The 12306-nt window shown below is 44.5% G+C and carries 12 protein-coding genes; 8 read left to right on the top strand and 4 right to left on the bottom strand.

The features are described 5' to 3' along the window. Nucleotides 1-28: 28 nt before the first annotated feature. The 4 genes from EPL05_RS10420 (at nucleotide 29) to EPL05_RS10405 (ending at nucleotide 4393) form a co-directional block, all read left to right on the top strand. The gene (locus EPL05_RS10420; RefSeq protein WP_128533904.1) at nucleotides 29-1171 is read left to right on the top strand and encodes a DNA polymerase III subunit; all 1143 of its coding nucleotides are present in this window, start codon (nucleotides 29-31) and stop codon (nucleotides 1169-1171) included. Between the two features lie 2 nt (nucleotides 1172-1173). Beyond that, nucleotides 1174-2559, top strand: coding sequence for a regulatory iron-sulfur-containing complex subunit RicT (ricT, locus tag EPL05_RS10415; protein ID WP_128533903.1), 1386 nt, complete (start codon nucleotides 1174-1176; stop codon nucleotides 2557-2559). An 8-nt stretch (nucleotides 2560-2567) separates the two neighbouring features. Continuing rightward, nucleotides 2568-3038 (top strand): gliding motility lipoprotein GldH, encoded by a 471-nt coding sequence (locus EPL05_RS10410; protein ID WP_243837269.1) that lies wholly within the window; start codon nucleotides 2568-2570, stop codon nucleotides 3036-3038. Nucleotides 3039-3115: 77 nt separating this feature from the next. Beyond that, nucleotides 3116-4393 carry a tetratricopeptide repeat protein gene (locus EPL05_RS10405; RefSeq protein WP_128533901.1) on the top strand — a complete coding sequence of 426 codons (1278 nt, stop codon included), beginning with the start codon at nucleotides 3116-3118 and terminating at the stop codon, nucleotides 4391-4393. Between the two features lie 150 nt (nucleotides 4394-4543). Here the strand turns inward: EPL05_RS10405 and EPL05_RS24485 are convergent, their stop codons facing one another. Beyond that, nucleotides 4544-4669 (bottom strand): hypothetical protein, encoded by a 126-nt coding sequence (locus tag EPL05_RS24485; RefSeq protein WP_262708175.1) that lies wholly within the window; start codon nucleotides 4667-4669, stop codon nucleotides 4544-4546. A 98-nt stretch (nucleotides 4670-4767) separates the two neighbouring features. Next, nucleotides 4768-5148, bottom strand: coding sequence for a hypothetical protein (locus EPL05_RS10400; RefSeq protein WP_128533900.1), 381 nt, complete (start codon nucleotides 5146-5148; stop codon nucleotides 4768-4770). Between the two features lie 80 nt (nucleotides 5149-5228). Between EPL05_RS10400 and EPL05_RS10395 the strand changes: the two genes are divergently transcribed. From EPL05_RS10395 to rmuC, 3 genes are all read left to right on the top strand, one after another. Then, nucleotides 5229-5480 (top strand): hypothetical protein, encoded by a 252-nt coding sequence (locus EPL05_RS10395; protein WP_128533899.1) that lies wholly within the window; start codon nucleotides 5229-5231, stop codon nucleotides 5478-5480. Between the two features lie 58 nt (nucleotides 5481-5538). Further along, complete coding sequence (locus tag EPL05_RS10390; RefSeq protein ID WP_128533898.1) at nucleotides 5539-6735, top strand: tetratricopeptide repeat protein; 1197 nt, start codon at nucleotides 5539-5541, stop codon at nucleotides 6733-6735. Between the two features lie 71 nt (nucleotides 6736-6806). Further along, a complete protein-coding gene (gene rmuC / locus EPL05_RS10385; protein ID WP_128533897.1) occupies nucleotides 6807-8201 on the top strand; it encodes a DNA recombination protein RmuC in 1395 nt (464 codons plus the stop codon). 105 nt (nucleotides 8202-8306) lie between these two features. Here rmuC and thiL read toward each other — a convergent pair whose 3' ends face one another. Then, nucleotides 8307-9353: a thiamine-phosphate kinase gene (gene thiL / locus EPL05_RS10380; protein ID WP_128533896.1), complete on the bottom strand. Its 1047-nt coding sequence runs from the start codon at nucleotides 9351-9353 to the stop codon at nucleotides 8307-8309. Nucleotides 9354-9495: 142 nt separating this feature from the next. Between thiL and EPL05_RS10375 the strand changes: the two genes are divergently transcribed. Beyond that, nucleotides 9496-10935 carry a DNA/RNA non-specific endonuclease gene (locus EPL05_RS10375; RefSeq protein ID WP_128533895.1) on the top strand — a complete coding sequence of 480 codons (1440 nt, stop codon included), beginning with the start codon at nucleotides 9496-9498 and terminating at the stop codon, nucleotides 10933-10935. Between the two features lie 81 nt (nucleotides 10936-11016). On the opposite strand, the gene nadA is transcribed toward EPL05_RS10375, so the two are convergent. Next, nucleotides 11017-12009, bottom strand: coding sequence for a quinolinate synthase NadA (nadA, locus tag EPL05_RS10370; RefSeq protein WP_128533894.1), 993 nt, complete (start codon nucleotides 12007-12009; stop codon nucleotides 11017-11019). Between the last annotated feature and the right edge of the window lie 297 nt (nucleotides 12010-12306).

Genomic DNA, 12306 nt, shown 5'->3' with positions numbered 1-12306 from the left:
TCTCAAATCTATTTTTTACCTTGCACCAATGCAGTTTAAGCAAATTACCGGGCAAAGCGCTATAAAGCAACGTTTGATCACCTCTGTAAATGAGAACAGAGTGAGCCATGCGCAGCTTTTTTTAGGGCCCGAAGGTAGCGGAAGCCTGGCCCTGGCCGTTGCTTACGCGCAATATTTAAGCTGCGAGGATAAACAGCCCGACGATTCCTGCGGTGTATGTTCCAGTTGCCGCAAGTACCAGAAACTGATGCACCCCGACCTGCATTTTTCTTACCCAACCTTCGGCACACCAAAAGAATCCTCTATCGATTTTATTGAGCAATGGCGCACTGCCTTTACCGAAAAACCCTATTTAAGCTTAGATACCTGGCGGGGGTACTTAGATTCGGGCAATAAACAGGCTAATATCAACATACTGGAGTGCCACCAGATCATCAAAAAACTCAGCTTTAAACCCTTCGAATCGGTTTACAAGGTTCTGATTTTATGGCTGCCTGAATATTTGGATAAACAGGGCAACGCCCTGCTAAAAGCGATTGAAGAGCCGCAGCCCAATACACTGTTCTTGCTCGTCGCGCAAAACCAGGACCAGATCCTGAACACCATCCTCTCGCGTACGCAGCTGATAAAAATCCCTTGTTTAAATTACGATGATGTTAAAAATCACCTCATAGCGCAGCACAATCAAACCGAAACGGCGGCCGCCGAAATTGCCTACTTAAGCAATGGCAACATGACCGAGGCGCTTGGCATGTTACAACAGGATGCCAAAGGCTATCATAACCTGTTTGTACAATGGCTGCGTTTATGCTTTGGTAATAAAGGGCTGGAGGTGCTGAGCTTTGTAGATCAATCCTCAAAAATGGGCCGCGAGAACCAAAAGAATTTTTTGCGTTATGGCATTAATTTTATCCGCGAGTGCTGTTTAATATCGGCAGGCGCCGAAGGAATGGTACATTTACCGGATCAGGAACTGGATACGGCCCGTAAAATGGCCAAGGTGATGAACATCGCACAGTCGGAAACCATTATAGACGAGCTGGAAAAAGCTCACTATCATATAGAACGCAATGCTAACCCTAAGATCTTGTTTTTAGATGTATCTTTGCAAATTATAAAAGTACTAAATTTAAAAATCGTCCCTCCGGGGAATCATTATATACCGAATTAATTATGGGATGCGGAAGTTGCTCAACAGGGGGCGGTTGCTCACCTGCAGGCTGCAAAAGTAATGGCAGTTGCCTTACAAATGGTTGCAGCAAACTGGATGTACACGATTGGCTGTCACACATGGATATGCCAAACAATTATAAGCCCTTTAGCATAGTCGAAGTAAAATTCAAAGGCTCGCGAAAGGAGTTCTATCATAACAACGACAATATTTACCTGGAAACGGGCGAACTGGTAGCGGTTGAAACCACCACCGGCGGCTACGATATTGGCCACGTATCTATCACCGGCGAGTTGGTGAGGATGCAAATGACCAAGCGCCATGTAAAAGAAGCCGATGTGGTAAAAAAAATCTATCGCCGGGCCACTCCCGCCGATGTAGATAAGTGGAAAATGGCCAAGGATATGGAGTGGGAAACCATGCACAAATCGCGCACCTTGGCGCTTGAGCTAAAACTCAGCATGAAGATAAGCGACGTAGATTACCAGGGCGATAAAACCAAGGCTACGTTTTACTATACCGCAGAGGGCCGCGTAGATTTCCGCGAGCTGATCAAAAAAATGGCGGAGAGTTTCCGGATCCGGATAGAGATGCGCCAGATTGGAATGCGCCAGGAAGCAAGCCGCTTAGGTGGTATTGGCTCCTGCGGCCGCGAACTTTGCTGCAGCACCTGGCTTACCGATTTTAAAACCGTATCAACCTCGGCTGCACGTTACCAAAACCTATCGCTAAACACCCTTAAGCTTGCCGGCCAATGCGGTAAGTTAAAATGCTGCCTCAACTATGAGCTGGATACTTACATGGATGCGCTGAAACACATCCCCGATAATGTAAACTTCCTGAAGACCGAAAAAGGCGACGCACGTTTGCAAAAGACCGATATCTTTAAAAAGATCATGTGGTTTGCTTACCCGCGCGAAGAAGCGTGGATCCCCTTGCCAATAAGCCGCGTTAAAGAAATACAGCAAATGAACCGCGATGGCGTTTTGCCGGAAGACCTTGGCGAAATTGTTGAAGTGGAAACCAAGCCAGTAAAAGTATTGGATTACGAGAACGTTGTTGGCCAGGATAGCCTTACCCGTTTGGATGAGCGCCGCAACAACAATAAAAACAAAAGCAAGAATAAAAGCCGCAGTAAAGGGCCGAGACCCGATGGACAGGCACCAGCACAAGCCGGAGCACGCCCGGAAGGTAACCGCCAGCAAAACAATGCGCCAAAACGCGAAGGTGGCCAGCAGGCCGGCCCAAGACCAGACGGTGGCAATCGCCCGGAAGGTAGCCGCGGCAATAACCAAAACCGCAGGCCAAACAGGCCGAGGCCGAATCCTAACAACCCCAATAATCCGAACCGAAACGATAATAACCCACCCCCAGCAAGGCCGGAATAATGAAGCGGATGTTTAAATTTATTTTAGGTGTATCGGCAGCCCTTACCCTTTTTTTAGTGCAGGGCTGCACCGATGCGGCGGCTGTTTTAGATCAGAATGAGGAGATAAGCAACCACAACTGGGCGTACATTAACCGGGTTAAGTTTGATGTGAAGATAGATGACGAAACCGCGCCCTATAACATATACCTTAACTTAAGGGTTGGTGGCGGATACCGATACTCAAACATATACGTGCTACTATTGCAAAAACACGGCAATAAAACAGCTAAAACCCGTTACCAGTTTCCACTGGCCAACCCGGATGGGGAATGGCTGGGCAGTGGCAGCGGAAACCTGTACAGCTACCAGCTGCCTTTGCGTAAACAATACAAATTCCCTGCTAAAGGCGTGTATCAGCTTGAGATAGAGCAAAACATGCGCGATAACCCCCTGCACGAGGTAAGCGACGTTGGCCTGCGGATAGAAAAAGCGCAATAAGCGCATTTTTTTTATTTCCGGCGGCGTAAAACCATTTCATGTTTTTATATTAGTTGCTTAAACCTATCTCTTAAGCAATGAAAAAACTTGCCGTACTACTCTTATTCGCCCCTTTATTTGTAAAAGCGCAAAATACCGATAGTGTTAAATACGCTGGCTCGGTTAAATACTATACCAAAATTATTGCCGATAAACCCGGCGACGCCGAAGCATATTATAAACGCGGCATCGCCAAATCAAAACTTAAAAATTACCAGGAGGCCATAAAGGATTTTGACAAAGCGATAGCCCTCAACCCAAAATACGACGATGCCTTTATTGATCGTGGCCGCGCTAAAGACAACCTGGAAGATTACAAAGGCGCCATTGCCGATTACTCTGCCGCCATCCTGATCAAACCAACCGCGATTGCTTATTACGAACGCGCGGTTACCAAAGCCCACATGGATGACCATAAAGCCGCTATACTCGACTTTGATAAATCCATCGCGCTCGACCCGAACGATGAAGACGCCTATAACGAACGCGGCGTGGAGAAAAAAATACTGGAAGATTATAAGGGCGCTATGGCCGATTATGCCAAGGCCATTGCCATAAATCCTACCGGGCCAAACCCCTACTATAACCGTGGTATTGCAGAAAACATCACCAAAAATTATACCGCAGCCATGGCCGATTTTAACAAAGTTGCCACACTAACGCCCGAAGATCCGGATGTTTATTACAGCCGCGGTAATACCAAACGCTATACAAAAAATTACCAGGCAGCTATTGATGATTATACTACCGCCATTAAGCTCTCTCCCGATTTTATAAACGCTTACAATAACCGCAGCGTAGCCAAATATAACCTGAAAGATTATGCCGGTGCCATTGCCGATGCAGACAAGATCATAGCGCTCGACCCTAAATATGCCGATGGATACTATAATCGCGGGCTGGCGCAGGATGGGCTGGCAAATTACAATGATGCCATTGAAGATTACACCAAATACATAACGCTTACACCAAAAGAGGCCGACGGATACTTTAAAAGAGGGACATCAAAGTTAAACCTCGACGACGATAATGGCGCGGTGGAGGACCTGAACAAGGCTATAGTTATTGATAAGGAATATGCCGATGCCTACTATAACCTCGCCCTCGCAAAAAGATCTCTTAACGACTACAAAGGCGCAATAGAGGGTTACACCAAATATATTGCGCTGGAACCAAAAGACGGCGACGCTTTTAATAACCGTGGTAATGCAAAACGCCTGTTAGGGGATGCCACGGGGGCATGCGAAGATTTTAGAAAAGGCGTAGAGTACGGCAATACACAAGCCGTAGGCAACCTGGCGAAATATTGTAAGTAGGCTGGTTTAGTTAACCGGATAACAGGTGTCTCAAAAGGAACGCCTACTTTTTCTTCCCCGTTGTCAACTATGGTATAAGAGAGGTCGGTGGTATTAACGCTCTGTAACTTATAAACCAATGTTTGCCCAACAGTGGCTGTTGTTGTAAATTCATAAGTTCCGGTTAAGGTCTTTCCATCCTGAGCGGTTCCTAAGGGTGTTATCCTGCACCCAAACACCTGTGCTATATTCCTGCGCTGCCGTAGCTGTAACCTTTATGGTATGCTTGCTAACCATAAAGGTTCGTTCTTGTTTGAGGAGCAACCGGCAAGCAGGCATAAGACCGTTATACATATCAATAAGCCTTATTTTATTTTGATAACGCTATTCTGGTTTTAGTTAACCGTATAATCAGTAGTTATTTTACTGAACGAGCCCAGCTCTTTGCCTGAATCCGATTTGCCTGCGGCACCATTATTGGTGATGGTGTACGATACGGTGTTCTCCGCGCCCGAGTTTTGGATCTCTAAATGTAATACGCCGCCTGCAACCAGTCCCGTTGTAAACTCGTATGTGCCGCTGCTTACCATTTTAGTATCGATAGCCGAGGTTATGGTTTCATCTGCTTTAATGGCGGACAGCGTCACCGTGAACGCCGCCGTGCCGGTTACGTTTACTTTGATATTATGAGGCACAGGGCCGGCGGTTCCTTTTTTACCACAAGAGGTTAAAAAAAAGCCGCCAATAAGGCTCAACAGAATAAACGCGTATTTCATAGCCAGATTTATTTTAAGAATTTTTAAACATGTAAATATGCTAATTGTAGTTTAAGTATACCAACAAAAATTACCGTCTGATGAAACAAATAATTTCTTACCTCGCTATCGTGTTAGCTGCGGCGCTGTTGTTTTTCACGGCTTGTAAAGGCAATACCGGGCAAACCGGTGGGGCGGCTGCAGATTCGGGCCAAACGCACGTGGGCAACTCTGGCCCGGCAGATAGCGCCGGATACAAAACCAGCCCAACCGAAACCGGCGGAAAAGATACCAGCGGCAATGGCAGCGGCACTACTAGCATACCAAAGGATACGCTGAAAACAAAGCCCTGATTTTTCTTGTTTACCCGGCGGATAAAATAGCTATTTTAGGTGATCCTAATATCCTGTCATGAATAAGCTATTCGCGTTGCTTTTTTTAATCCCCATATTCGCTTCGGCACAAAATGCTAAATTAAAAACCACATCAACTGATAGCGTTGAAGCCGTGAAAGTTGTGGACTTTTACACCAAAGATATCGTCGATTTTCCCAACGAAGCAGATGATTATTACCAGCGCGGCCATGCCAGGATAACCCTTAAAGATTTTAACGGAGCGCTTGTAGACCTTAATAAAGCCGTGAGCTTAAAAATAAACTTCGACCGCGCTTATGTTGATCGTGGCCGGTTAAAAGATGTTTTAAGTAATTACGAAGGCGCCATTGCCGATTACGACCAGGCGATATCAATTAAACCTACCGCCGTTGCCTATTATAGCCGGGGACTGGCTAATTTTAGCATGAATAACTTCACTGCTGCCAGAGCAGATTATGACAAGGCAATCGAGCTTGATCCTAAATATAAAAACGCCTACATAGAACGCGGACAATTAAAAAAGGAGGCCGGCGACAGTAAAGGTGCTGTTGCAGACTATGATGCCGCAATTGCCATTGATGCTAATAATGTTGGTGCCTATAGTTTGCGCGCCGAAGCAAAATCGGCGCTTAATGATGCTAAAGGGGCCGCCGGCGATTATAATCAGGCGTTAAAATTAGCCCCTCCGGGTGCCGATATGTATCTGAATAGTGGCAATGCCAAACTGAAAATTAAAGATTATGCGGGCGCTAATGCTGACTATGCCGCCGCCATACGACTGGATTCTAAGAACATCCTGGCGTATTATAACCGGGCGATAACTCTGGATAATTTGGGCCGGTTCGCTGCCGCTATTGCCGATTACACCACGTATTTAAAAAGTAATGAAGATAGCGGCAGGGCATATTTAAAGCGCGGAAATGACTACCTAAAAACGGCTAACTACAAAAATGCCGTTGAGGATTTTGATAAACGCTTATCGCTCAACTCCAATAATACCGAAGCCTTATTTAACCGCGCGTTTTGCAAACGAAACCTGAAGGATTACCCTGGCGCCATCGCCGATTACAGTCGCGTAATCGCTATCGACCCTAAAAATGGCGACGCTTATAACAACCGTGGCTTTATAAGCCATACCTTAAGAAATGATGCCGCCGCCTGCCCCGATTTTAAAAAGGCTATAACGTTAGGTAATAAAGCGGCTGTAGAAAACGCGCTACATTTTTGCAAATAGGTAGTTCCAATTTTTATCTTTTTTTAGTAATATATAATTTACTACATTCGTTTTGCTAATATTATTATCAAATGGACGTGGTTATTTTAGGTGTTGCGGGCTTATTTGTTATAGTGGCTATGGTGCTTTTCTTTGTTAGAAAGCGGCCAGAAGGGTTTATTTCCGCGGATGAATTTGCTGCCTTAAAAACCGAAAATGAATCGTTTAAAATTTCGTTAGCCATTTCCGGTCAGAAGGCAGCCGGGCTGCAATCCGAAAAAGAAAATATCACCAAGCTGTTAAAAGACGAGCAAAACCGTTTGCTGGATGAACTATTGTACGAACGTACCCAACTGGCCCAGGCGAATCAATCGTTAGAATCATCCCGCTCATTTTTTAAGGCCCAGCAAGAAAAACTGGCGGAACAAAAAGCCGATATAGAACAAACCCGCAGCCATTTCCAAAAGGAGTTTGAAAACATCGCCGAAAAATTATTGAAGGAGAAATCGCGGGAGTTTACGGATGTAAATAAATTAAGCATAGACACTATCCTCAACCCGCTAAAAGAAAACATCAAATCTTTTGAGGAAAAAGTGGAAAAGGTGTACAAAGCCGAATCGGACGAGCGGAATGTACTGAAGGGGGAGATCTCCAAATTGATGGATCTGAACAAACTCATCAGTACCGAAGCATCAAATCTTACCAAGGCCCTTAAAGGCGACAATAAGAAGCAGGGCAACTGGGGCGAGGTGATATTAGAGAAGGTTTTGGAGCGGAGTGGCCTGGTGAACGGGCGCGAGTACCGCACACAAGCCAGCCTAAACCACGCGGATGGCAACAGGCTGCAGCCGGATGTAATTATTGACCTCCCGGACGAAAAACATTTAATAATCGATTCTAAGGTCTCGTTGATCGCTTATGAGCGGCTGGTAAATTGCGAAACCGAAGAAGAGCGCCGTTTATTCTCCAAAGCGCATATCGAATCTATCCGCGCGCACGTACATGGGCTGTCGTCTAAAAACTACCACGACCTCTACCAGGTAAACTCACCTGATTTTGTTTTGCTTTTTGTGCCGATAGAATCGTCGTTCAGCTTTGCGGTGCAGCTGGATGCTGATCTGTTTAGCGATGCCTGGGATAAACGGGTAGTTATCGTAAGTCCGAGCACTTTACTGGCTACCCTGCGTACCATCGCCAGCATCTGGAAACAGGAACGCCAAAACCGCAACGTACTGGAGATTGCCCGCCTTAGCGGCGAAATGTATGATAAATTCGTGGGTTTTGTTGGCGATATGGAAGGCATTGGCAAAAACATTAAACAAAGCCAGGACAGCTACGAAAAAGCCATCAACAAACTCACCGACGGCCGAGGAAATTTAACTGTGACTGCAGAGAAGATTAAGAAGCTTGGCGCTAAGGCTAATAAGCAGATTGATGTTAAATATATTGGTGAGGAAGCCCCCTCACCCTTGAAGAGGACCCTTTGATTTGGCAAGGCCAAATTTTAGCCTATAAACAAGAAAAACAACGCTGTTGGCATTGCTTTTCTTGTTTAAGCGTTTCAAAAGCTCGCCCTTCAGGGGGCTGGGGGGCTACGCTTGCGACCCAAACGCATTCCACCCCTGTGCTTTTAACGGATGTACGTTGCCACTTTTGGTGATCAAATTACACCCTGCATTTGGTTCGGTGATATAGCCTATGATGGTGAAATCCATTTTAAATTTTATCTTATCGTACTCCGCTTGTTTTACGGTGAACAGAAGTTCGTAGTCTTCGCCACCGCTTAGGGCACATACGGTTGGGTCGAGGCCAAATTCGCGTGCGGTTTCATAGGTCATCGGGTCTATAGGGATCTTTTCTTCGTAAAGATTACAGCCTTTATCACTTTGCTTGCAAATGTGCAGTAGCTCCGAAGCCAGGCCGTCAGATACATCAATCATAGATGTTGGTTTTACATTCAGTTCTTTTAGCAGGTCGATGATGTCCTTACGTGCTTCGGGTTTTAGCTGGCGTTCTACAATATAATCCTTGCCTTCCAAATCGGGCTGGATGTTTGGGTTCTCTATGTAGACCAGTTTCTCACGCTCTAACAATTGCAGGCCGGTATATGCGCCACCCAGGTCGCCGGATACGCAGATCAGGTCGCCTTCTTCGGCGGTGTTACGGTAAACAATATCCTTTTCATCGGCATAACCTAAAACGGTTACGCTGATCACCAAGCCTTGTTTTGACGCGGTAGTATCGCCGCCTACCAGGTCTACATTGTAATTATCGCATGCCAGGTAAATACCTTCATACAATTCTTCAATAGCTTCCAGCGGGAACTTGCTGCTCATACCTATAGAAACCGTTACCTGGCTGGCGGTACCGTTCATGGCGTAAATATCACTCAGGTTTACCTGTATGGCTTTATAGCCGAGGTGTTTTAATGGCGTATAAGCAAGATCGAAATGGATCCCTTCCAAAAGCATATCGGTAGATACCAACAGTTTTTTACCTGCGTGATCTAACACCGCAGCATCATCGCCAACGCCTTTTATGGTGCTTTTTTGGGTAAGCTTTATATTTTTAGTAAGGTGGCTTATCAAGCCAAACTCGCCTAATTCATCTAAGTGGGTACGTTCCTGGTTCTCAAACATATTGTATTCTAAAAACACAAAATTACCAATAATTAATTAATCCCCTTAGTGTTAGCACTGATTGTAACATTTACCGTACATAAAACTATTTAACACACAGTTAATGTTTAAGTAATATTTTTGCTTATCTAATAATATATATATGAAAAACAGAAAATTACTTATCTATTTAAGCCTTGGGCTATTACTTATAGCGGGTTGCGCCAAGGATTACCGCGGTGGAATTACCGTAGACCCTGCCCCTCCCATTGAAGTTGTTGTACCAAAACCTTACACTATTGTAGAAGGTTTTGAAACCGGCAGTAAAGGAGATTACAAACAGAGTGACGTACAGTTAAACACCGGTGTTTGGACATTTAACGACGCTCTTATTGGCAATTTACCACAAGATCTTAAAAGCGGCGTTAAGACTGTAAGGTTGCGTGCCGGAGACCTAACCATGAAATTTGATATCAGTGGCATACAGCAAATTAGTTTTAAACACGGTAAATACGGCGCAGATGCAGCCTCCGGCTGGCAGTTGCTAATGTCGATAGACAGCGGGAAAACATTTACGCAACTGGGTACCGATTTTAATGAAACTAATACTACCCTGGTAACAGATTCATTTGCTGTAAATACCACCAAAAGGGTGCGTTTCCAATTCAAAAAAATTGGCACAGCCACCACGCGTATCAATATAGATGATATAACTTTTAAAGGCATAGGCGATGCGGGGATTATAGTTGGCGGCAGTACTGATAATAGCGGCGCCGATACCACAACTACAACCAGCCCCGCTACTGCGGAGCGTGGCGTAACAGCAGGTGCGGATATTCAGCCCGAAAGTGGCGATAACAGCAATTTGCTATTCGGTAATCCATCCGGTGCACAGCCTAATGTAGTTATGCTGAATGATTATTTGATAGACCAGAAGTATTACGTAGAATCTTACAGCAGCACCAGGGGCATACCCAACTGGGTGAGTTGGCATATTGATGCCTCTACCATTAACAACGCATCGCCAAGGTTGGATAATTTTGCGGGTTTCATCGGTTTAGACGCAAGCTTTTACCATGTAGAAAGCAACAGCTATCAAAATTCCGGTTTCGATAGGGGCCACAATTGCCCTTCTGCAGATCGTACCAGTTCTGCCAATGCCAACTCGGCTACTTTTTTAATGACCAATATGATCCCGCAGGCACCAAATAATAACCAACAAACCTGGGCAAATATGGAAAATTACCTGCGTGCGCAGGTTGTTGCCGGGAACGAGGTTTATATTGTAATGGGTGCTTACGGCACAGGTGGTACAGGTAAAAATGGCGCGGTCACTACTATTAACAACGGCCACGTTACCGTTCCAAGCAATGTTTGGAAAATTGCTGTGATCGTTCCTATAGGCGATGGCGATGTTAGCCGTGTATCTGCCACAACCCGGGTAATTGCAGTGAATACTCCTAACATTAACACCACAAATGCCGATTGGAAACAATACCGCGTAACCGTGCGTGATATTGAAAAAGCAACTGGTTATAACCTGCTGAGCACTTTGCCACAAGGGGTACAGGACGCAGTTGAAATTAAAAAGGATAATTTGTAAGCTGGATTACACAGATTTAAGATGATTACACATATTTTAAAAAAAACTAATCTGTGCAATCATCTTTTTTAATGTGAACCACTATAACCCCAATCTTGCCGAGATCTCCAGCATCCTCTCAATCGGTAAAACAGCTTTTTCAATAATATGCTTCGGCACATCAATTTCTGGTGTGCCGTTTTTCATACACAGATATAATTTCTCCAGCGTATTACGCTTCATGTGCGGGCAATCGTTACAGGCGCAGGTATTATTTGGTGGAGCCGGGAAAAATTTCTTAGATGGATTTTCCTTTTCCATCTGGTGAATAATACCAGCCTCTGTTGCTACAATAAATTCCGTTTCGGGGCTATTAGTGGCATATTTTAGTATCCCGGTGGTGCTTCCTATGTAATCTGCCATTTGCAGTATCACTTCCTCGCATTCCGGGTGTGCCAATATTTTAGCATTAGGGTGGCGCTCCTTCAGTTTGGTTATTTTTTCACGGCTGAAGATTTCGTGTACCATACAGGCACCATTCCATAACACAAGGTCGCGCCCTGTTTTTTTAGCTACCCAAGCACCCAGGTTTTTATCCGGTCCGAAGATGATCTTCTGGTCCTTAGGCAGGCTCTCTACTATCTGCACAGCGTTACTGCTAGTACAAACAATATCACTCATTGCTTTCAGTTCTGCTGTGCAATTCACGTAGGTTATCACCAAATGGTCGGGGTAGTTTTCTTTAAACTTTCTGAACAAATGGGGCGGGCAACTGTCGGCCAGGGAGCAGCCTGCCTTCATATCCGGTAGCAGAACCTTCTTGTTTGGTGATAATATTTTAGCTGTTTCGGCCATGAAATGCACACCGGCAAAAACGATAACATCGGCATCTGTTTTTGCAGCCTGCTGAGAAAGGCCAAGGCTATCGCCAATATAATCGGCAATATCCTGTATATCTCCTTCCTGGTAGTAGTGGGCCAGCACAACAGCATTTTTTTCTTTTTTAAGTTTATTGATCTCGGCAAAAAGGTCAAGTGTCGGGTCGATGTATTCGTCCACAAAGCCATTCATTTTTATTTCTTCGAAGGTATCCATTCCACAAATCAATTAATAATAACTTCTTTTTATATATAAAATAAACCTATTGTTATTAAGGTGTTAGTAATGTTCAAAAGTCGTTACTGGTTATAGTAAAAAAATTGTTTATACATTTTTACTAACATTTATTAATGCCTTTTTATTTTTTATTTTACTGATTTTTAGCTTTCTGTGACAATCAAGTATTAATATAAAAACTTAAATGTTAATATTTACTTGCTCAATAAAATGTTAGTTTCGTTGTAATATCGTCTTACAAATCGCTCAAAAGTATTGTAAAAATTGATAAAATTC

The sequence above is a fragment of the Mucilaginibacter gilvus genome (assembly GCF_004054195.1).
GTDB lineage: Bacteria > Bacteroidota > Bacteroidia > Sphingobacteriales > Sphingobacteriaceae > Mucilaginibacter > Mucilaginibacter gilvus.
The sequence above is the reverse complement of the archived record's forward strand: the minus strand, read 5'-3'. Positions and strand labels throughout refer to the sequence as shown.